Source organism: Pseudarthrobacter sp. TRD_SC_9 (genome assembly GCF_055361265.1).
The window spans coordinates 2,390,587-2,411,808 of record NZ_CM143956.1; the positions used below are offsets into that span (position 1 = coordinate 2,390,587).

The 21,222-nt window shown below is 61.6% G+C and carries 21 protein-coding genes; 10 read left to right on the plus strand and 11 right to left on the minus strand.

The window, feature by feature from the left end:
• Window positions 1–13: 13 nt before the first annotated feature.
• The 5 genes from ACWA13_RS11160 to amiA all read right to left on the minus strand — a co-directional run bounded on the left by ACWA13_RS11160 (window position 14) and on the right by amiA (window position 4,537).
• Complete coding sequence (locus tag ACWA13_RS11160; protein WP_463934090.1) at window positions 14–1,042, minus strand: nitroreductase family protein; 1,029 nt, start codon at window positions 1,040–1,042, stop codon at window positions 14–16.
• A gap of 98 nt (window positions 1,043–1,140) precedes the next feature.
• On the minus strand, window positions 1,141–2,532 hold the full coding sequence (locus tag ACWA13_RS11165; RefSeq protein WP_463934091.1) for a YcaO-like family protein: 1,392 nt from the start codon (window positions 2,530–2,532) through the stop codon (window positions 1,141–1,143).
• The gene (locus tag ACWA13_RS11170; RefSeq protein WP_463934093.1) at window positions 2,529–3,611 is read right to left on the minus strand and encodes a CocE/NonD family hydrolase; all 1,083 of its coding nucleotides are present in this window, start codon (window positions 3,609–3,611) and stop codon (window positions 2,529–2,531) included. Before ACWA13_RS11170 ends, ACWA13_RS11165 begins: the two co-directional genes overlap by 4 nt.
• The gene (locus tag ACWA13_RS11175; protein ID WP_463934095.1) at window positions 3,608–4,354 is read right to left on the minus strand and encodes a hypothetical protein; all 747 of its coding nucleotides are present in this window, start codon (window positions 4,352–4,354) and stop codon (window positions 3,608–3,610) included. Before ACWA13_RS11175 ends, ACWA13_RS11170 begins: the two co-directional genes overlap by 4 nt.
• 81 nt (window positions 4,355–4,435) lie before the next feature.
• Window positions 4,436–4,537: a streptamidine family RiPP gene (gene amiA, locus ACWA13_RS11180; protein WP_242703463.1), complete on the minus strand. Its 102-nt coding sequence runs from the start codon at window positions 4,535–4,537 to the stop codon at window positions 4,436–4,438.
• Window positions 4,538–4,640: 103 nt separating this feature from the next.
• On the opposite strand from amiA, the gene ACWA13_RS11185 reads away from it, so the two are divergent.
• Complete coding sequence (locus tag ACWA13_RS11185) at window positions 4,641–5,864, plus strand: hypothetical protein (RefSeq protein ID WP_463934097.1); 1,224 nt, start codon at window positions 4,641–4,643, stop codon at window positions 5,862–5,864.
• 14 nt (window positions 5,865–5,878) lie between these two features.
• Window positions 5,879–7,717, plus strand: a complete 1,839-nt coding sequence (locus ACWA13_RS11190; RefSeq protein ID WP_463934099.1) for a prolyl oligopeptidase family serine peptidase — start codon at window positions 5,879–5,881, stop codon at window positions 7,715–7,717.
• 114 nt (window positions 7,718–7,831) lie between these two features.
• Here the strand turns inward: ACWA13_RS11190 and ACWA13_RS11195 are convergent, their stop codons facing one another.
• Together ACWA13_RS11195 and ACWA13_RS11200 are read right to left on the minus strand one after the other, a co-directional pair.
• Window positions 7,832–8,029: a hypothetical protein gene (locus ACWA13_RS11195; RefSeq protein WP_463934101.1), complete on the minus strand. Its 198-nt coding sequence runs from the start codon at window positions 8,027–8,029 to the stop codon at window positions 7,832–7,834.
• Window positions 8,030–8,292: 263 nt separating this feature from the next.
• Window positions 8,293–8,688, minus strand: a complete 396-nt coding sequence (locus ACWA13_RS11200) for an LPXTG cell wall anchor domain-containing protein (protein WP_463934103.1) — start codon at window positions 8,686–8,688, stop codon at window positions 8,293–8,295.
• Between the two features lie 338 nt (window positions 8,689–9,026).
• Here ACWA13_RS11200 and ACWA13_RS11205 point away from each other — a divergent pair, with 338 nt between their 5' ends.
• The 5 genes from ACWA13_RS11205 (at window position 9,027) to ACWA13_RS11225 (ending at window position 12,184) form a co-directional block, all read left to right on the plus strand.
• Window positions 9,027–9,635 (plus strand): flavodoxin family protein, encoded by a 609-nt coding sequence (locus ACWA13_RS11205; protein ID WP_463934105.1) that lies wholly within the window; start codon window positions 9,027–9,029, stop codon window positions 9,633–9,635.
• Between the two features lie 171 nt (window positions 9,636–9,806).
• Complete coding sequence (locus ACWA13_RS11210) at window positions 9,807–10,190, plus strand: cupredoxin domain-containing protein (protein ID WP_463934106.1); 384 nt, start codon at window positions 9,807–9,809, stop codon at window positions 10,188–10,190.
• The gene (locus tag ACWA13_RS11215) at window positions 10,187–10,660 is read left to right on the plus strand and encodes a hypothetical protein (RefSeq protein ID WP_463934107.1); all 474 of its coding nucleotides are present in this window, start codon (window positions 10,187–10,189) and stop codon (window positions 10,658–10,660) included. Before ACWA13_RS11210 ends, ACWA13_RS11215 begins: the two co-directional genes overlap by 4 nt.
• Window positions 10,661–10,802: 142 nt before the next feature.
• Window positions 10,803–11,570 carry a hypothetical protein gene (locus ACWA13_RS11220; protein ID WP_463934109.1) on the plus strand — a complete coding sequence of 256 codons (768 nt, stop codon included), beginning with the start codon at window positions 10,803–10,805 and terminating at the stop codon, window positions 11,568–11,570.
• Window positions 11,571–11,725: 155 nt separating this feature from the next.
• The gene (locus ACWA13_RS11225; RefSeq protein ID WP_463934111.1) at window positions 11,726–12,184 is read left to right on the plus strand and encodes a cupredoxin domain-containing protein; all 459 of its coding nucleotides are present in this window, start codon (window positions 11,726–11,728) and stop codon (window positions 12,182–12,184) included.
• 161 nt (window positions 12,185–12,345) lie between these two features.
• On the opposite strand, the gene ACWA13_RS11230 is transcribed toward ACWA13_RS11225, so the two are convergent.
• The 3 genes from ACWA13_RS11230 to ACWA13_RS11240 form a co-directional block, all read right to left on the minus strand.
• Complete coding sequence (locus ACWA13_RS11230) at window positions 12,346–13,182, minus strand: alpha/beta fold hydrolase (protein ID WP_463934113.1); 837 nt, start codon at window positions 13,180–13,182, stop codon at window positions 12,346–12,348.
• A gap of 295 nt (window positions 13,183–13,477) precedes the next feature.
• Window positions 13,478–14,629 carry a ferritin-like domain-containing protein gene (locus ACWA13_RS11235; protein ID WP_463934115.1) on the minus strand — a complete coding sequence of 384 codons (1,152 nt, stop codon included), beginning with the start codon at window positions 14,627–14,629 and terminating at the stop codon, window positions 13,478–13,480.
• 156 nt (window positions 14,630–14,785) lie between these two features.
• Entirely contained in the window at window positions 14,786–15,328 is a 543-nt protein-coding gene (locus ACWA13_RS11240) for a class F sortase (RefSeq protein ID WP_463934117.1), read from the minus strand.
• 791 nt (window positions 15,329–16,119) lie between these two features.
• Between ACWA13_RS11240 and ACWA13_RS11245 the strand changes: the two genes are divergently transcribed.
• The 3 genes from ACWA13_RS11245 to ACWA13_RS11255 all read left to right on the plus strand — a co-directional run bounded on the left by ACWA13_RS11245 (window position 16,120) and on the right by ACWA13_RS11255 (window position 18,440).
• Window positions 16,120–16,542: a hypothetical protein gene (locus ACWA13_RS11245; RefSeq protein WP_463934119.1), complete on the plus strand. Its 423-nt coding sequence runs from the start codon at window positions 16,120–16,122 to the stop codon at window positions 16,540–16,542.
• Window positions 16,543–16,552: 10 nt separating this feature from the next.
• Complete coding sequence (locus ACWA13_RS11250; RefSeq protein ID WP_463934121.1) at window positions 16,553–16,681, plus strand: hypothetical protein; 129 nt, start codon at window positions 16,553–16,555, stop codon at window positions 16,679–16,681.
• Between the two features lie 205 nt (window positions 16,682–16,886).
• A complete protein-coding gene (locus ACWA13_RS11255) occupies window positions 16,887–18,440 on the plus strand; it encodes a polysaccharide deacetylase family protein (RefSeq protein ID WP_463934123.1) in 1,554 nt (517 codons plus the stop codon).
• Between the two features lie 717 nt (window positions 18,441–19,157).
• Here ACWA13_RS11255 and ACWA13_RS11260 read toward each other — a convergent pair.
• Window positions 19,158–20,951, minus strand: a complete 1,794-nt coding sequence (locus ACWA13_RS11260; RefSeq protein WP_463934125.1) for a hypothetical protein — start codon at window positions 20,949–20,951, stop codon at window positions 19,158–19,160.
• Between the last annotated feature and the right edge of the window lie 271 nt (window positions 20,952–21,222).

Genomic DNA, 21,222 nt, shown 5'->3' on the forward strand with positions numbered 1-21,222 from the left:
CTGAAGGAGCCTCTTATTGACAAGCATGGGATGCCCTTTCGTGGTTTGCATCGAGTGCCGTTCGGCGGACTAAGCCGAGTCCATGGAGCGTTGTCCAGCCCCCGCGCTCACCGGTCCAGCCGCCGACCGGCCGAAATTCGAAGTGCGCGTCCGTGCCGAGCGCGGTGTAGAGGATATGGGCGGCCAGCGTAGAGGCCCACCACATGGTCGCCGGGGTGGGTGTGCCCATGGTTTCGAAGACCAACAGCGCGTCCAGATTCCTTACCCAGTGTTGACAGGCGCATCGTTCCGCGAGAAGGGGATCACGTAGTGAGTCCGCTGTAAGGATGCGGGCACGGCAGGATACAGGACGTGCCTGCGGGAACGCGAGCAGCGCGCGCTCAAGAAGCTTCTCAACCGCAGACCCCATTTCTGCGGCCGGTACATTGGGACGCGAACGGGAGGGGTCCAGGCTCCTGCGGGTGGCGAGCTGCGCTTCCGAAACCCCAAGGATCCGCTCGTGGGGGCGGCGCTCCTGCGGCGCCGCCAGTGAGACCGTGGCCAGCGCGATCTCCGGGGCAGAACCGGGCCAACGGTAGGACGCCACGGCATGCCACCAAGCATCAACGTCTCGGGCCGCGGCATGATGAACCAGGGCAACCGACGCGTACGCAGTGTCCGCGATCAGCAGTGGACCCGCACGGTGGTGGTACTTCGCAACGGTGCGTTGCGGCAGTACGGTCAGCACGACGATGGCCCCCCGTGGGGGTGACTGCGGCCCCCCTTGAGTTGGGGGAACGATGTCGGGATCCCGTAGGCGGAGCAGCTCACCGCCGTTGCCGTTGAAAACGTACGCACCGGGAGGCACGTCGCAGCCCTCCCCGCACAAGACCCGCAGTTGAACCGGGTAGCACCCGCCGCCCGAGGGCACGGCGCGTTTGCGCACCTTACCGGGCTTGCCGGTGGCGGCACTGAGATGGAATTCCTCGCTCCACCAGATAGCCCGCAACATGTCGGTTACCGGGAGTCCATACCGCTGCGGGTGCTCGACAACGCCTGACACCGGGACACACTGGGGGCCCGGAGGCTGCACGGGACCGGGAACCTCGTGGCTCCAGGCGTGGGCAAATCCTGAGGGAAGGAGCACGTGCGGGATGCCCATTACATGTGGGGAGGCGGCGTGAGTGTGAAGTCCTCCGGCATGGTCGGCGCCATTTGACGCCAACCTCGTTTGAGGGCAGCTGTACTGAACCGTGGGCAGCCGAAGTAGGCGAAGGCGGCCGGCGCGTTGGGAACCAGCCCGCCCACCACGGCCCGGACCACACTCAGGCCGGTCACTGCGACGTCCGGAGTGGTCAGGTCGCGGGTATATACAGTGTGGCCGGCCGATTCCAGCCGCCTGTACAGCTCCGGCATGGACACGTCATCCACGGCAGCAATATCCACCAACCCTCCCTGGGGCCTGGTGAAGCGTTCGGCGAGGCCGTGCGTCCGGGGATCCAGCCATACCTGAACATGTGCACCAAGGTCACGGACCGCCCCGAACTGGGGCCCAACATCATCGAGATACCGGCGGTCTTCCCGGTGCTCCAGATACAATCCTTTGGCCATGAGCCCAGCCTTGACTGCTTGAAAAACCCAGCCATCGGCGTCGGTGGCCCCCTGGGAGTAGATCCAGGTGTGGACAGCTTCCAGGACTGCCTTGCGTGCGGCCTCAGCGGGATCGTTCTTGCATGAGAATCCGGCGGCATACACGCCCGTGTCCGGATCGAAGACCAAGGCCGCTATGCACGGGGCGAACTCACTGGGCATTTCCACCAACCAATGCTGCAAACGGCAACCGGCCATTGCATCCACCAGCCCGGGAACACTTTCGGGCCTGATGCCGCGGGCGGGACCGTCCAGGTGCCACCAGATTTCCAGGGCGTCGCGTTCGATGGTTTCCAGCACAGCCCTGTCCGTGGCGTCCGCCCGGCCCTGACCGGTGGCAATCCCGGCGTAGTTCAAATGATGGATCCGTGGGAGGTCACGGAAACGCCGCTGCCGCCAATTCAGGAGGGTGAGGCTCGCCGGAAGCCACACGTCCGACTGGTCCGATTCCCGCCTGCAGGCTGTCCACAGCGCGGGAGTGTGGTCGTCGAGATTGCGGTAGGGGAAGGCGTCACGCTCCAACTGCCAGTCCGCGAATTGCGGCAGTTCTTCAGTGTTGACGGCGGCACGGCCTGATGCTGTCAGGTCACGGACCGTCCCGGTGAAGTAGTGGTGGTCCGGCAGGTCTGCGGGGATGAAGTTGCCGCAGTACCGTTCCATGCCTTCGGCGACGGCCGCAATCCAGGCTTGCCGGCTGTCACCAAACGTGGTGCCCAGTGAGACGCGGTCGGCGGGCCAGTCACCCAGCCAGCGCGCGTTCGAAACTTCCGCGGTCATGGAGGTGTACGCGGGTGGGGCGTTCTCCGGGGTGAGAACGGGACGAACCCTGCGGATGATTCCGGTCTGCTCATCCACCAGAGTGTGCAAGGGGAGCAGGCCGAGGGCTTCAGCTGTTGTGGTCATGATTCTCCGAGGTTGTTCAGTTGGCGCTGCAGCGTAGCCGCGGTGGTGGGCATCCAACGCCAAGTGCTTGGATGGCCGCCGGGCTCCCAGCGAAGGACTGGCGGGCGGGTCCCTCCAGCCGTTGTGGCCGGGGTCAGGGCATCAGCTGAATTCTTTCCGCTGGCGGCGTCCAGGAATTCCTTGATCCGGGCCATCAGGCCGCCCTGCTCGCCGAGCACGGCGGCAGTTACCGCGTCCAGGTCGTTGACCAGTCCGTGTCCCCAGGGCCCCCACAGGGTCTCCACGATGGTCCCCGGCGCCCCGCTCCCCCAGGCCCGGGTCAGCTCCAGGGCCTCGGCAACAAAGAAGTCCCGCTGTCCGGAAATCATCAGGAGCGGGGTGGAAAGCTGTGCGTAGAGGCCGTGAAGATCGGCTGGCGGGGCGTCCCAGAGCCGCCTCCATGCCGCGGTGGTACCCGAACCATACCGAGCGTCGTCCATGAGGCCGTGAAGCACCCAGTCCATCCCCAGCTCCTCAGCCTCCCGGTGCATCCGCTGGAGCTCTGCGGTGTGCAAAGGCTGGCGGGATTCCCGACCGAAACCGTGTTGGTGCCACCAGCCGATTCTGTCCCGCAACCGCGGTGTGCCATCAGGTTCTCGAGCCGTTTCATAGAGGCCCAGTGCCGGCACCATTGCCACCACTGCCAATGGCTTGAGTGCGGCCCTGGCTTCCAGGACCCGCGCCGTTTCAAGGGCGCAGTGTGCATCGTAGGAGGCTCCAGCCAGAATGAGTTCGCCCCTGAGTAGCCTGTTCCCGGCCAGGTAAAGGGCGGTTGCGGCACCGTCCGATCCTTCACTGTCATAGGGCTTCCATTCGCCGGCTGAGCCGTAGCGCCCACGGACGTCCTGGACTACTACGTCATATCCGGCGCGGCCCCATGCGGAGGCTTGGTCCGCATACTGGGTCCGGCCATAGGGTGTCCGGATCAGGACCGTCCCAGGGACTTCCCTTCCCGTCGAGACGCGATAATGGTCTGCGGTGAGCCGAACGCCGTCGTCAGCGGTGATCTCCAGGTCATCCGGCGCGTTGGCGGGCTTCATCGCGGCGGGTTCTGCACGCTGGCGCCCAAGCTCGCGGGCTCCGGAAAGGGCAGAACGGGGTGTTCGCTGATTGCCAACGTCAGGGTGTCCAGCCGCCAGAGGGTGCGCCGATATGTGTCAAGTGACGGTAAATCCTGTTGCCAGGCGGTCACAACCGTAAGCAGTCTGGCCGCAAGAAGGTCCATCGCGGAGTCCCGCGGAGTGAAATCTGCGGAGGCAGCGGGAGTGTCCAGCCAGGCTCTCAGCTCTGCGGGCGCAGGTGAGGCAGCGAGCCTGCGCCGAAGTACCTGCCACCCTGTCGGGTCTCCCGGCTCAAGACACAGCGGATCTACAAAGACCACTTCACCTTCGCCGTAGAAGCGGAGCACGGCCGCCCCACTCCTTGGCAGATCGTCAAAGCGATTCCGCTCAGCGGGTGTGGCCGCCAGATGAAGGACCAGTCCTACGGATCCGGGCTCTCCGCCGTCAGTGCCGGCTGCGGCCACCCCTGCCTCCTGAAGTACCGGCAGGAGTGCGGCAGCAACGCCATCGGTCGCCACGAGCCCGACTCGATCCCGTCCGGCAAGGGGACGCGCACCTGCGCGGCGGCGCCGGCGCAGTTCATCGGCAAGCAGTTCATCGCCAACATGTGACGCCGTCAACTGGCCGACACCAGCCTCAGGCGGGACATGAAAAAAGGCGCCGTCACCACTGCGGATTGTTGTTCTTCCCGCGACCTCAAAGGATTCTACTGCGGTGCCCATGGTTCCTTCCGGAAGTTTGCGCGGATGTCGGTACAGCTAAGGGGGCGGACACGCCGGCGCGCCCGCCCCCTGGCCTAGTGACTAGTCGAACGGGTTCTCGACCAGTGCGTTCGAGTGCGTTGCCGACAGGTGTGCCAGCTGCTCGGTCTCTTCAACTTCAACCAAAACCGTGGTCTTTTCCATGGTTGGTCTCCTTTCGGTGGTGTTGGACGTCACCGCATCTGCGGCGACACCGTCACACTATAATTAATGAGAACCATTCTCAACTCAAGCGAAAGAGGAGTCAATGACCTCCGAAATCCTGGTCGTCGCGGACCAAAAGGCCGGGAACATCCAGTTCCTGAACCCGGATTCTGGGGCGGTACAGCACCGCCTTGACTCCATCGTTTTGGCGGAGCACGCCGGCTTCCTGCCTTTGGGTGGTGGAAAGTGCGCGTTCATTGACGACGCTGGGGGGGCCCTGGTCATCGCCGATGCGTTCACAAACACGCCGCCCTGCATCATCCCCGTAGCCATCCCTGGAGAGCATCTGGCATGCGACCCCTCTGGTCGCTTCATCGCCGTCACCACCGGGCTTGGCTTGTCATGGGAACCTTGGAGCGACCTCCTTACGGTTGTGGATGTAGGCTCCGAGGGCGGCCCCACCTCGCGCCGTATCCGGACCCGGGCGGGGGAGCCGGGCGTTGTGGTAGGCCAAACGCCCGAGGGGCCAGTCGCCGTCGTTCGCCACCGTGAACCCGGCGGAATCGAATCCTTCAGCATCGAGCGGATCCTGGCCGAAGGCGTGCACTGCGCACCCATGCAGGGGCTACGGGCCGATGCCTCCCCTGACGGTCACGGCGATGCCTTCGATTCCCTCACGGGCACCATGTTCGTTGCCACCGGCCAGGGTCTGGAGCGCTTTGACATCCGTAATCCACAGCCGGAGGCCCTTCAAATCATCGAATGGAATGCGCCCGGCCGCGCCTACTTCCTGCGGTTCTGCCCACGTAGACGTGTCCTGGTGGGCGTCCTTCGAGACGGCGGCGGGGAGCCCCGCAGTTGGGCCGGCTGGGCTAACACGCTGTGGGTCCACCACGTCGATACCGGGCTGACGCGGACCGCACCGCTGGGTCACGGATTGGTCTTCCGGTTCGCGCTGACAGCCACCGGCATCGCGACCGCCCGCGTTCATCCGGACGGTGACGAGCTTTCGGTGCACCACCTCGACCCGTTGGAGACGGGCGCTCCGGTACTGCGTGGTACCTGGGAACTGCCCGGCATGAATGGAGCCCCGCAGCCTGGTCATGAGCCGTGGGACAACGCCGAGCGGCGCGCCGTCGCCGCCTCGCCGTCATCGGAACTCGTTGCCGTGACCCGTGGCGGCCACGGTGAACTGCATCTAGTAGACACCTCAGCGCCCGGACGGCCTCTGCGCACCATCACACTGGACAGTCCCCTGCATGACGGCGGCCACCTCGCCTGGCTCTCGGCCCTGGAAACGGTGCCGGGCGAGACAGTGGGCCGGTGAGCTTCATGGGAACAATGAATCCTGGGACGGAAGAGATTCCGGGCACGGAACTCCGGCCGCATTACCGTTCCCTCCTGGAGCGATGGGACGCCACCCCCCGCCAGGGACTCCCACAGCTCGCCGGCGGACAGGCGGCCTTTCTCTGGCGAGGGCCAGGCGAAGCATTCGCGTCCCTGTACATGGCTCCGGAAGCGGATCTCCGTGAAGCCTGGAACGCCCGCCGTGGCCCCGTGGACATTACTCCCCCGCCGGGTGTCCGGCTTCCAGCGCCTCCTGGCACCGTTGTACGCGGATTCACTATTTCCCCTGACGGAACACTAGTCGCGGCTTTGCTCAGCACGCCCCAAAGTGAGCTGGCGGACCTTTGGGTTCTCGCTGTGGGGGCCGATCCGGCCCGGATCTTTGGCGTACAAGTGTGGTATGCCGCCCCAACCTGGGAACCGGACGGTGGCGGCGTGTGCGTATTGACCGGTATTCCCCCGCATCAGAAGATCAGACGCTGCTCCCTCGCTTCAGGGCACAGCGAGGAGCTCCAGCTTCCACCGGACCTGGGTGACCCCACCGGATGCCGGTTCTCGCTGAGCCACGTAGATGATGTCCTTCAGCTCGCGGCAAAGAGCCCGGGGGCCGGGACAAGATTGTGGAAGCTGGCTGGTGGCACGTGGCGGGCGGTCTCCCCCTGCACCTCAACTGCCCCAACTACGGCCACCCGCTTCGCCATAGTGGAGAACAACGAAGGCAGCACCCTCACACTCGACAATCACCCGGTACACCGACTTTCTCCAGCGGAGTACGTGAAGTCTTTCGCCGTGCACGACGACGGCAACGCAACGGTTCTGTGGGTCCACACGGCCTCTCCGGAACGTCCGTCGGGTGTCTTCTGTGTAGAGGTGCCGGCCCACACGATCGAGCAGCCCGAAGGGCCGCCCCACACCATCGTTCACCGGTCAAAAAAAGCCGTTGCAAGTGACGGCGTCGAAATCCCGCTCATCATCTCCGTTCGAGCAGCGGATCTTGGACCCGACGGAAGACCCTTGCGGCCACTGCCGCTCATCATCACCTGCTACGGAGGATTCGGATTCAAACACAGGACAGAGGCCGAACCGAGCGTGCCGGCCTGGTTGGAGAGCGGCGGTGTTTACGTAGCGGCGCAGTTACGCGGTGGCGGCGAGCTGGGCGCCGCATGGCATGACGCCGGACGCGGGCCACGGAAGATGCGGACCATTCAGGACCTCATCGACACCGCCGGCTACTTGGCAAATGAAGGCTGGACCACGCCCCTACTGACCGTGGCTTTCGGTGCCTCCCACGGTGGCTTGGTGGTCACGGCTGCGGCACTCCTTTCCCCCGCCTCGTTCGGCGGAGTCGTGGCCGTGGCACCCTTGGTGGACACTGTGAACCTTCGCCGCCACGGGCTGGGCAAGCAATGGCTGCACGAGTTCGGCGCCGACGGAGAATGTACCGAAAACGTCCGCGCTGGCTACTCACCGATCCATTTGCTCGCTAAGCTCAACTCTTCCGCGGCCGGGTTACCGCCTTTGCTTTGCTGCTTGTTAAGGCACGATGAACGCGTGGACAACAGTGCCGCTGTTGGCTTTGTTGCCGGCATCCGCGAACGAGGGGGGCGTGCCTGGCTTTTCCGCGAGGATGACGGTGGGCACGGTCAGCGAGCTTCGGTCGATGTGCTGACCTTCTCTTCTACGGTATTGGCTTTTGCCGGTTGGGCAGCCAAGCTCCGTCACTCAGACACTCCCAGTTCTAGTACGGGCACCGCGATGACATTCAGCGCCGCAAAAAACCGCGGTTTTCTCGCCCCGCACCGCAGATACTCGACTCCCGCACCTCCCTTGTAAGGCCTGAGTGTGTCTGTCCGGGCAAAGGATCCATAGATGAGACAGGATCCAGTGCTGCTCAGCGCGAAGCGTTTATAGGTAGGACTTGCATAGCAATATGCCAACGCAAATGACCTAGGCGTTGATTTCTTCTAGCGCCCACTTGAGGATTTTCAAATCGAAGGGGTCCAGCTCGTGCGTCCCATGCAAGTAGGCTTCGAACTCTAACTGCTGTGCTTCTCCACCATTAGCCCAGTACCTCAGCCATAGCTTCTGAAGGTACAAGTGGTCCTTTTCAATCAGCTTGAGCGCTGCTTGTCTCGGATCGTCCATCTACAGCCTCCATTCCCGACGCGGGTCCTGCTGCTCGGCTTCATGCTCGTTCCAGAGATTGGCCGCCACTGCTAAACCATCCATGTAGTCATAAATCCCCTGCCTCAGTCACTGGCCTTGCTTGCGCCAAGGTAGGAGGGGAGTCTAGGCAAGACGCAGGAAAACAAGAGCGTCGCAAGCTCTTGGGAGCAGCGCTCTTGCTCGCATTCCTTGGTAGTGCTGGCCGGAGCACCGTTTCGGGCTCCGGCCAGCACTCCTCTTAGTTAGTTACGCGCGGTGCGGGTCCGGCGTGCTACCAGGAAGAGATCGCTTCCCAAGAGCAGGCCGCCAAGCATGAGCAACAGCGACGAATCAGTGCCGGTCTTTGCGAGGGCTCCGCCAACTCCAGTGGCGGAAGCAGCAGAGGTAGCGCCCTTGGCAGCGCCCGTTTTGCCGGCCGTGTTGCCGGCCGTGTTGCGGGCCGTGACGACCTTGGAGTGGGTCGGAGCAGCGTTGTTGTGGATCACGGTCTTCGTGTGGTGGTTGATGACGTTCTTACCACCGTGGTCGATCACGATAACGACCGGGCCCTTCGGGATCACTACGGACGAGTTGCATCCCTTTATTGTGCTGTCACCGATGACGGTGATTGCGTTGCAGCTGTTATTGATGGGTGCCAACTTCCGTCATGACTCTTCCTCCAGTGCGTGCGCTTCTCTCCCGAGTGGACCCCAGTGGGGCCAGCCTACAGACTCTTCCTGATCAGGTCCCTGGCCGATGACCCGGCAAAGTTGGTCCGGTTTGCAGGGCTCCCCCCTTCCGCCTTCGTCAACACCGTCAGCCAGAACCGGGACCTGGTGACGGATTCCCCAGCTGTGGACCAGAGTTGTTCCTCATGGTCTACTGCTAAGCAGGCCAGCTTTTCTCGGCCAAAGGCCTTCCCGCGGCCCGTACCACTGCTCGTGCCGGATCGGCGCAGTTCCGGCGACCGCAACTACTCTGATATGGAGCACAACCGATGCCTGATCTGACTGCCATCGCCCTGGTCTGCAGCCTCACACCTTCCCCGGAACCCTCAAGCAGCGAACTCATGGCCAGACATATCCTGGAGGAACTCGAACAGCAAAACGTCACCACCTCATCGATTCGCATCGTGGACCACGACGTGAAACGAGGAGTGCAGGTCGACATGGGCAACGGCGACCAATGGCCCGCCATCCGCGAACGCATCCTTGCCGCCGACATCATCATTTTGTCCACACCGATCTGGATGGGCCACCCCTGCAGCATCGCCCAGCAGGTCATGGAACGCCTCGACGCTGACCTGTCCGAAACCGACGATCAGGGCCGGCCCATCATGTACGGAAAGATAGCAACCGTCGCGGTCGTCGGCAATGAAGACGGCGCCCACAAAACCATCGCGGACATGATGCAGGCGTTGAACGACATCGGCTTCACCATTCCCGCACAGGGAGGCACCTACTGGGTAGGGGAAGCAATGCAGACCGTGGACTACAAAGACCTCGAAAAAGTCCCTGACCCTGTGGCCTCCACCCACGCCGGGCTCGCCCGCAACGCTGCACATCTTGCACGGGCACTGAAAACCAGCCAATACCCGGCCCGATAAAGCGGCTACACCGCTCTGAAACTAAGCCACCTTGAAGATGCCCGCGACGGAAAGGCGGGCCGGGCGGGCCATCCCTGACGGTGCGCGAGACGAATATGGTGTAGGGGCAGGTTCCTGATGGACGCGCCGTCTGGGTGCGTGGAGGACATCCCTTTCAGTGAAGGGTTTGTCATGAAGTTCAGCAACCATGTTTTGGCCGTTGTTGCGACTGTGTCTCTGTCAGCTCTCACGGGCTGCGGAGCTCAGGGTGGCACGTCTTCGGGCCCGTCCGCCACATTATCCTCCCCGGCGGCTTCGGAAAGCACCGTCAGGAACATCATCACGATCAAGGACTTCGCCTATGACGTTCCGGCGTCCGTGAAGCCCGGGTCCATGGTGGTGGTGACCAATGAGGACAGTGCCCCGCATACCCTGACCGCTGAAGACGACGGCGGTTTCGACGTCGAAGTCCCGGCAGGCGGGACGGTTATTTTTCAGGCCCCGGCTGGTGCCGGTGACTATGGCATCAATTGCACCTTTCACCCACAAATGACCGCGATGCTGGTCGTGAAGTGAAACGCGAACATATCCCCGTACCCGGCTCCGGTCACCTGTGGGGAGTCCGGACCTGCACCGCCGCGGCACTGGTCCTCAGTGCCATCATCCACATCCAGCTCGCAGCCGGCTACCGGCAGGCCGCGCCAGGGGGCATCGGCCAAGGGACCCTGTTTTTGGTCCAGGCGGGCGCCGCGATTCTCGCCGCGATATTTGTGCTGCTGAAAAAAACGCGGACCGCTTTCGCAGTCGCCGCTGTAGTTGCCCTGTCTTCTCTGGCAGCTGTCATTTTCTACCGCTACATGCAGATCCCGGCAGTGGGTCCGTTGCCGTCTATGTATGAACCGGTCTGGTACTCCGCTAAGGTCATCACCGCCGTCGCAGAAGCCATAGCCGGCGCAATGGCACTGACAGGCCTCGCTTTGCTGCAGCGAAAGACCCACCGTGGACCGTGGATATATCCCCGGGGCCTGCATCCATTAGCGCTCTGACGGGTTTACCCCGCATGAGGTCCCTGGATTGTGGTTCGGGACACATTCTCACCCATCCGGGGGGTGGGTCTGCTTCGAAGTACCGGTGTCCCCTACCTTGGGGCGTCCACCATCACACGCGCGTGTATGAGGAGATATTCCAATGAACAAGACACTCCGCTTTATGGCAGTACCTACCCTCGCTTTGGGCGCACTTGCCCTGTCTGGATCGCCGGCCATGGCCGCTGACCAGTCCTACCAGTCCACCCTGGGCCAGCTCAACGGCAGTTCCGGGTCAGGCACCATCGAAGTTCATGTCACGGGCAACCAGGCCCACGTTCTGCTGAACGTTTCGGGTATGCCCGCGACCTTCATGGACGCACCATACCCGCACGTCCAGCACATCCACGGCGGCGCACAGGGTACCTGTCCGGATCCCTCGGCTGATAAGGACGGTGATCAGGTCATCTCCACCACCGAAGGTGCACCCAACTACGGCGGCATCGTCACCACCCTTTCCACCAGTGGCGACACCAGCGCCGCAGCCGGCCTTGACCTTAAGGTCGCCGGACAGGGCGCCGCTTACACCATCGACCGTACGTTCGAACTGAACCCCGAGACCAAGGCCGCCCTCGAAGCCGGCACCGCCGTCGTCGTTGTGCACGGTCTTGACCCGGCGACCCTCAGCCCGGCCGGCGCGGCAGCTAAGTCCGACCTCGTTCCCGAACTGCCCCTGGCAGCAACCTCACCGGCGCTTTGCGGAACGTTGACGGCCGGACAGATGAAGATGCCCGCAGGTGGCGCTGACACCGGTGTCACCGAGACCGGCACCGACACCGGCGCCCTGGCACTCGGTGGTGGAATGGTCCTCGCCGCCCTGGCCGGCGGAGCATACGTTGTCCGCCGCCGCACCGCCGGCGCAGCAGCCTAAGCACGAACTGACCGGTTCGACCCAGTGACACACAAGAAGCCCGGCCGCCGTGGAAGCCTGAAAGCCTCCGCGGCAGCCGGGCTTCTGTTGGCCCTGGCCCTCAGCGGCTGCGTCGGCACCAGCACGTTACAGCAGTTCCCACGAAAGGCCCACTCATGAAAAAGAACATCAGAACCGGCAGCGCACTCGGTCTCACCGCAGCAGCAGTGGCACTGGTTCTGTCCGGCTGCACAAGCTCGGGCATGTCCGGGTCCGACAGCACAGCAGCACCCACACTCACACAACAATCCCCATCAGCCCCCGCCGTCACTGCCACCGCCACCGCAGAAGAAACTCCCTCAACCACAGCCACGGGCTCTGCGGAAGCGGCTCCGGCGGAAATACTGATCAAGGGATTCAAGTACGAGGGCACGGAAACCGTGGCCCCCGGAGCGGAAATCACCGTCACGAACGAAGACGTCGAAGCGCACTCCATCACCGCAGACACCGCGGGCGCTTTCGACGTCATTACCAAAGTCGGCACCACCACCTTCACAGCCCCCACCGAACCAGGAACCTACCCCTACCACTGCATCTTCCACGCCAATATGAAAGGCACCCTCACAGTGGAGTGAGGGTGCCGGAAGTATTGGTGAGATCCATACGATTAGAGACTGCTGCGGTATACAGAGGTTGCCCATGTCGCCCCGCCGTCTCTGACCATGGACGGTCAGTATCCCCAGCCCCTTCCCGTTTCGCCGGACCCGCGGCTGTTTTTGTTGTGTTGCTGGTGGGATTATTTGGCCAGGAACCGGATCAGCGCTTCGTTCCATTCCTCGGGGTGACTGACGTTGCATCCGTGCGGGGCGCCGGCGATGACGTGCAGGTCGCTGCCGGGCAGGGCTTGGTGGGTTCGTTGGCCTGAGCCGGGGAAAGGCACGGTGGCGTCCCCGTCACCATGGAGAATGAGTGCCGGGACGGTTACTGTGAGCAGGTCATCACGGAAGTCCGTCCCGCCGAACGCCTCCATACACGCCAGTGCAGCTTTCTTGTCGGCCTGCCTGCACAACGCCAACGCGTCCTGGCGTTGGTCTTCGCTGACCTTCAGCTCACCGTTGACGGAGAAAAACTCGCGGGTGAACCCGTCGTAGAACTCGTCCTCGTCCTTGGTCAGGTCCGCGGTCATCTTCGCCGCGGCTTCCTTGGTCAGTGGCCCGTCAGGGTTGTCCTCACCCTGCATCATGAAGGGCGGAACCGCGGACGCGAAGACGACACTGCGCAGCCGCTCCGCCCCGTGGAGGCTGAAGTATCGGGCGACTTCTCCCCCGCCCATGGAGAAACCAACCAGGGTGACATCGTGGAGGTCCAGTTGCTCCAAAACCATATGTAGGTCTTTAGTCAGGGTCTCGTACGTGTACCCGGCCATGGGCTTGTCGCTGCGGCCAAAACCCCGCCGGTCATAAGTGATGACCCTATACCCGGACTCCTGCAGAGCCGGGACCTGGGCCGAGAACGCTTCCCCGGACAGCGGCCACCCGTGAATCAGAACCACCGGACGACCAGAACCCCCGGTGTCGTCCGCGTGCAGGTTGATGTCCTTGAACAATCCGTGATGTGCAGTAACTTTTGTCACAACTCTTCCTCCAGTGCTTGCGCTTATCCCCAAGTGGACGCCAGTGGGGCCAGCCCTACAGACCCTCCCTGAACACGTCCCCGGCCCAATGGCCCAACAAAGTTGCCTGGCTGCAAGTGCTCACCCCTTTCCGCCGTTGCCCCTACCGTCGGCGTGGAAGCTGCCCCTTGCAGCTGCAGCTTAGGAGTGACAATAAAGCAGATGGCCCTCATGTCCGGTCTTGCGGCATGAGGGCCATCTGTGGAGCTCGGTGCGCAGGGAAGTTTTTTACCCTGACGCTCTTTGAACCAGCGCGTTACTCGGAGGCTGCCGGAGTGCTTTCCGCCGCTGTTTTGGTTCCTGCTTTGTGCTGCATTGCCAGGGCTGCCCCGGCAGCGAGTACCGCTCCAGCGCCGAGTCCGACGAGCCCCATGTCTGGCTGGCTGCCCTGCCCGGCACTTGGCCCAGTAACTCCGGTGCCAGGTGCGCCGGCGGGGAAGTCCCCTTCCGGTGCGGGACCGAGGTTTCCGCTGCCGTTGAGGGCGCCGTTGACTCCGTTGGGGAAGAACCCGCCGGAGCGTACGGACTCCGGGGTCAGGTAGACAATGTTCAACACCTGGCCCGGGGTGCGGCTGAAGGCGATTCCATTGGCATCCAGTGGTACCAGGTTGGCCGTGCCGTTGAGGACGATGGGCTGATCGACGTCCTCGGGGCCATCGACGGCGTCGCGAAGATCCGAGATGTTCATTGTCGGGGCGGACAGGTCGAGCCCGAGAAGCGTGGTTCTGATGATCCCTGAGTGATATGCCTCGGCGGCAAGGATTCCGGCGGCCGCTTCCAGGAAGACCTTGCTGTCGATCAGGGGCGCCGCACCCTTGTACGCGGTGACTCCAACATCTTCGAAGATGAACGCGCCCAGCAGGAAGTTCTCTTCGCTCTCATACACATCAAAGGGTTCCCCCTCTTTGATCAGTCCTGCCGCTACAGCGGCAGCGGTGAAGCTGGCACCGATATCAATGGCAGGGCGGGACACCGCCGCACCCCCCAATGCTGTGCGGAGGAAAGCAACGTGCGCCCTTTCATCTTCCGCGATTTCCGTTGCGAACTGTTGTATGTTCTTGGTTTTGAAGGGCACCGCGTGTCCGCCGCTTACTTCACCCGGAGTACCCGTTCCCCCGATCAAATCCGAGGAAAGACCCTCACCATATACGGCGCGCAAATAGAATTCGGCTTCGAGGTATTCCAGGTTCAGGGCGAAATTCAGAATCGCCGAATCGCTCGGACCTTCCGTGTCCTGCGCGTGCGCGGCCCCGGCCGTTGTTGCCAACATCGCCGCCGAACCGACACCGAGACCAGCCAGACCGGCGGTTCGGAAAAAGCGCCGGCGGTCAAGACTGTTTTCTGCGCTTCTGGAAATAGCTTTGGTAATAAAGTTCTGATCAAACATTGCCCAGTACCTACCGATCATGAGAGACAGACTTCGGAAGATGCCCGAAGACTATCCGTCAGCGTCCCCAGCATGTTCCCGTATGGTCATGATCATTGTGGACAGCCGCTGTAAATACAAGGGTGCTCAGCAAAAAAAATATTTACAGCGATGTAATTATCTAAACGGTATTTCTGCTCAGGCGGGATGACTTGAGACCAAAAACGCGTAGACGACAATATTTTGGTTGAACTCCCCGTTGGAAGGGTCGTAGCCCCCACAGGTAATGACCCGTAACTCGGCCCGGTCAACGTACCCGTAAACCTCCACGGTAGGAAACTTTTCTTTTTCGTAGGTGTCCACCCGGTAAACCTCGAAAACGGCGACTGTACCGTCGGCACGGGTAACGGAAACCTGGTCGGCAGCCTTCGACTCATGCAGCCTGTAAAACACCCCAACGCCGGTCTGCGTTGAGTTGACGTGGCCGAGTATGACAGCGGAACCGACCTCTCCCGGGGTAGGGGAGTTTTTGTACCACCCCGCCGGGGAGCCCGCATCACCCGGCGGTACCTCCACTGTCCCGTCTTCCTCCTTACCCAGTGCCATCAACGCAGAATTCACCCCGATAGCTTCGACCGCTATGCCCACCGGTTCGGAGGCGGGAAGGACCGGCCCCACCGGAGCATCCGGAACGGCCGGGGCTGCTACAGGCGGCGGCAGGGGCACCGCTGATGCCGACACTGCCGCACTCGGTGTAACAGCAGGAGACCCAGACGGCACCGCAGCAGACTGGGAAACGCCAGGCCCGGCGAAGGCGTCACCTTGCAGACCCACACCAGCAGTGACCACACCACCAGCAAAAACCAAGGCAGCAGCAACAGAGAACAACCGCCGGCCAGCAACGGACTTACGACGCTTCATCTATCCACCCATCTCATCTGTGATGGCACCAGGCAGCAGTAAGTCCTTAGTTTCCTTGCACCGAAGGGGAAGAGGGCCGCGCAGCGTTCCGTAATCTTCCACCATCAAACCTTCCACAACGGCCACCACAGGGACCAGCAGAGAAACACAAGTCTCATCAGTACAACATTGGATTCTCCTAACGTAAATGCTCAGCTGCCCCAGCAAACTCACCCACAACCACACCTTGTCGATGACATCCACAGCCCAGCCCTGCCTTGTCCAGGTGTCCCTGTCGTAATTGCGACCGTCTGCGCAGGCGATGTCTAAGCCGGGCACGGCGGTGGAAAGTACGGAAATTACAGATTGCCATGCCGCCGGAAAACCGCATGGGACGTGTTTGTGGGACCTGGTCCCTTGCTGCGCCGTTGCCCTGCAGCGGCGGGATGTAGGAGAATACACAAAAGCAATGTCGGTTGCGGAGGGGGCCGCATGACGCTGAAAAAGGGTCCCATGGATTCCCTCGCCGTCAGGAGAACAGCCTTATCCGGGCTGGTTGCCGCTGTTTTTGCCGTGTCGGCCGGCGCTGCGGTAACAGCGCCCGTGGTCTCGGCGGATTCCTGCTTGGCCCTGTGTGCAGTGGCGATGGAGCCTCCGGACGAGAAAAAACGGGAAAAGGGGCCCAAGACACCCGGACGGGCGCCACCTCCTGCGCCGGCACCAGCGCCCGATCCGCCACCGGCACCAGCTCCTGCACCTCCTGCTCCAGCCCCCGATCCGCCGCCGCCACCACCCCCTGCACCGCCACCACCCCCTGCACCGGCGCCACCTCCTCCACCAGCCCCTGCTCCTCCTGCTCCGGCACCGCCCGTGCAGGTACCCGTGCCGCTCCCGCCTCCACCGGCTCCGCAAAACCGACCAGTTCCACCCATCGAACCGAAGATAACAGCGCCGGACTCACCGGTTCCCTCACCGAGCGCCTGGACGCCTCGACCGCGAGCCAGCACGGAATCGAACTGGAACAAACCGATCCCGAATCCCGCGAACCCCGGTAAAGAGGTGGCTGTGGTTGCCTCCGCTGGCGAGGGCCAGGGTCTGGGCAGGCTGACCGCGATCATGTGGGGCGTCCTCCTGGTAGGCCTGGCAGGCCTGGCCTTCGCCTGGTGGGCACAGAGCCGATACGGCGAGGATTGAGGTCAGCCGCGGGCAGTCTGACAGTACTGGCCGGATCCAGTGACGCCGGCTGACGATCACGCAATGGAAGTTATTGCACACGGGTTGCAGGCCTAGCCGTCCGGCGCGACACGGATCCGGCAGGGTTTCGTGCCGGGATCTGACTACGCCGTAGCTTATCGTGGTGCCATAATCCGTCGCGGTCTCGATGCAAGGGTGCACTTTTTTGGCTGCAAAACATGTGGCACCGTCCAGCGGTGTGCGCCTGCCCCTCGGGATTTCGATGACGGTTCTTGGCTGTCTGGTTCTGGCCGCTTCCGCCGCGGACCCCGTCCAACCTCCACTGCCTCTGCTGCCTCCCCCGCCTGTCACTGCTGTTGCCGGAACGGCTCCAGGAAAGCTTGATCCGGGTATGCCGGTATTTGTGGACATGAGTGTGCGCGCGTCAAGCGGGGCCCCTACGGTGGCCAGCTGGCAGTACATCCGCGGTGCAGGAGCCTTCAATGCCAGGCTGGACACACGCCTCCTGGACATCCTGGATGCTCAAGCCGGCGGCCGTCATAAACCGTCAGCGCAAGAGACCGCTGCTGCCCCTGTCAGCGATGGCCTTTCGGTCACTCACGAAGTGATTTTTGCCGCAGGAAACATTGTCGGAACACGGTTCGTGCAGACAGCACTGGACCAGGGCGTCACAACCGGATACGTGGAAGAAATCACCTACGAGGACCTCAGCACAGGTGTCGCCTTCGGCAGCGCCGCCCTGATCAACCCGGACAAGATCGGCACGCTGCGGAAGTTGCTCCGCGAGGTGCCCATCCACCCGCCCCTGACGCAAGGGCAGGAACCGACGCCGCCCACGGCGACGGGGCAGGTCAACACCCCCTCGACACACCAACCAGCAGGGACCGGGTCCGTCGCGGATGCCGAACTGCTCTCCGCAGTAGCGTTCACACCGGCCGGAGAAATCAGCGTCACCTTCAGTAAGCATCTCGATACCGGCGCGGCACTTACTGCGCCCCTGACGGTTACCCTCAACCCCGACGCAACTACCAAAGTCCTCGCCCCCACTGGCCAGGCACTTCACGACGACGTCATCGCCAGTACACCCTTCATTGCCCCGGCGTCCGCACCCGGAAGTGCCGAACCTATCAACTGCAACATCGTTGCCTGCGCCGCGCTGACCTACGATGACGGGCCAAACCCCCAAACGGCCAAGCTCCTGGAAATCCTTGAAAAGCACCAGGTAAAAGCCACGTTCTTCCAACAGGGCCAGTACGTCAACTCCTACCCTCAAATAGCCCAGTCGGCAGCGGCGGCTGGCCACACACTCGCGAACCACACCATGAACCACCCGTACCTCACCAAGCTCCAACCCCCAGGGGTTGTCCGAGAAGTTCAGGACGCACAGGCAGCTATTCAGAACGCTGCCGGTGTCGTGCCGGCTTACCTGCGTCCCCCGTACGGGGCCACAAACCCCAGCGTTGCCGCCTCCGCCGGACTACCGCAGATCATGTGGGATGTCGATTCCCTGGACTGGCAGTCCCGCAACAAGGCCGTCTTCATCCCCAAAATCATGAACCTGGTGAAACCCGGATCAATCATTCTTCAACACGACATCCATGCCGCCACCGTGGACGGCCAGGACGAGCTCATCACCGCACTTAGAAACAAGGGCTACCACCTGGTGACCCTGCCACAACTCTTCGCCGGCATAGAACTGGACCCCCGCGGAACCTACACCTGCCGGGGCGCGGCCTCGGGCTGCGTCCCCGGACGCTGAGAGAGCCCGAGGGTGTCCCGCAAGAAGAGGCAGATGCGCATTGCCCCGCCTGCAGAACCCGACATGCCGTTACGGTCATATCGAAGCTCACCCATCCCCGACGCAAACCAGACAGTACATTCGACGTTTACACCGCGGATCGCTAGTGTGTCAGACAGGAAAGCCCGCCAATCCCCCATCTGGCGGGCTTTCCCATGCGCCCGTACCCTCCAATCTTTAACGGCGGTTGCCCTGCCTGCCTCCAGAGCCGGTCTCCCCGCGAAGGCAGCAGCGATCCCACCGCCGGAAGGCCGATAAGAAGTGGGTCGCCGGGCTTTTAGCCCCCATGAAAAGACACTTCAAAAACCTCATCGCCAAAGTTCTGACCAAACTACTTTCCGAAAACCAGTTCTGACTAACAAAACAGGGCAGTCAGCGTCGAGATCGGGAGCTGGACCGGAGCTACCCAGAAACGGTCGTTTTTGACGACGGCAGCGTTCGCGATGAAACGTGCCTTCGACGAACTAGGGGCATGCCTATAGTCCGGCCTGCAGTTGCTGTTAGGGCCCTCTCATCGCGCATTTCATCGTGCGGGTCATGCGTACCTAGCTAAGACCCGCGGTCACGTTGACCGCGTCCAGCGACTTTGCGCCGCACGCTGATCGACCGGCTAACGGGCGCATGGCCGAAGGCGCGTTTCCTGGGGAGGGCACATCATCAACGTGCCGTTATCCGTGCTCAGGCTATTGATGCACTACGCAGATTCCAGATAGGCCAGCTCTGAAAGTCGATCCGCTGAGCTTCACCGAGGCGGCTCAGGCAGTAGGCAACTTCTTCCTCATCGCCAAGCAGAATTGCGCAAGCAGTCTCTACAAGGACCGAATTGTCAATTTCCTGTCTGCTTGCTTGGCCCTTTAATGAACGAACTTCGAGTCGCTGATCCTCTGAGAGTTGACCTTTTCTGGCAATAATCTGCCACTGGTTGATTTGGTGATTCGGAAGGTTGCCTTGCTTCGATAACAACCAGTTGTTAAGGCCTAATGCGGCCTCCAAGAACTCCGACCTTCGAACATCGACGATATCTGCCGCCGAAATCAACTTAAGAACGGTTAGATTGGCATAATCTGCAGCGTTCGGGTACTCAAATATGTTATTGTAGGCATTAACTAGATTATCCAAATGCAAATTTAGAGTGAACGGCAGATGTTCGGCCTCCAAAAATTCGTATGGTGTCACTCTGTCTATTCGAAGCCCTCCTGCTTCATCTTTTCCACTCGCGACGAATTGCTGCTGCAGCTGTGGATGGAATAGATCGCGGCACAACCACTTGCCTTCGATGCTATCTTGCGTAACAAGCAGTTGAAGGCTCCAACGCCCCACGGGCTGCAAAATTCTTCCAGCAGGCCCATCATGTTGGACAGTAATTTCCTCTCCCTCAAGCATGACTCCGTGTAAACCGACAAGCCGGTCACCTCTCTTACCTTCTAAGGGTCCCAGCTCAACAAGACTTGAATCGACTCCCAAGTGGTCGCACAAGGACATCAAGGTCGTCAGGTATTCGAAGTGGCCGCGTAGCTCCTGCTGGTCGTCGGCTAGGGCTACCTCAACTGTGTTTTCAACGCCGTCAATACTGAAAACCTGGTTGTCTGCACAGGTGAGATAGAAGCCAAGGTCAGCAAACCGCTCCCTCAAAGTTTCACGCATCGTCAGCGATAGAGAGCCGGTGGAGCTCTGTCCGGTGCCCGATTTTTGTATTTTCAGACCTTCGCTGAGTTCAAGTTCAACAGTGTCTTTGTCCACTCGCCGTCTAGTTGGGTTGTGAAATATAAAAGCTCCGCAACTGACGGTCAGCGTCATCACTTCACCAACATACTCAGGCGGTGTGATGACGAGCTCCTCATCGACGGCTAGGACCATGCCCCCGGAGGTCTCGAAGACGAGCGTGTAGTCGTGATCGAGACGTGTCAGTCTTACTGGAGCATCCAGGTTCAGCGTTCCATCTGTGTAGAGGGTGATACTAGTCAGATCCTTCAGCTGCCTTGAATCAATCCGCATGGAGGGTTTTTCGTCCATAGATTGTAAGGCCAGCTTCACTATTCCCTCTATAGCTGAAGGATCGGTGGGTAGCGGACGTATCCTCACTCCAATCTGCTTCTGCCGGCCCATTGAGTGAAGGAGATGCTGAATTTTGAACGGGCTCAACAGTACATATGTCGGTGCCATCTTATCGGTTCTAGGATTGAGGAACACCGCGAAATAAAGAACACCATGATTCTTCAAGTAGCCGGTAAGGTCGGTCTTTGAGATCGAAAATGTGCGTGGAGGCTTTGCACTTCCTGCTATCGTCCTTCCCTTAACTTGTACATTTACACGTCCCTCAAAGGTTGCCTTACTGTGCTCGCCAGAAGAATGAATATCAATATGTCCATCAGTGAGCAAAGTCTTGTCGTTTGAATCAATTACTGGTTCCAAGTGTGGGCATTTGGAGACCATTTGGCCTATCTGGTAAACGGCCTGCAGCTCAACATTCATAGGTGTCATTGTCGCCCACGGCTGTCTGTGCCCGGCAGACCGCCACGACAAGGCCCCAATCAACTCGTAAGCTCACTCAACAGAGCACCAAGCACCCTCATGTTTTCGTGGTTGGATGCGCCTGCCTCGAGACAGCTGTCCAGCGCCCGGTGAGGATCCGCTACCGCACCCGGTCCTACGCGTGTTCTGCCGGCGAATTCTTATCGTCGTCTAGCTCCGCCCGGCGGCTGCTGATGGCCACGCTAGCGCTCCGGGAGGATTTGATGTCCGC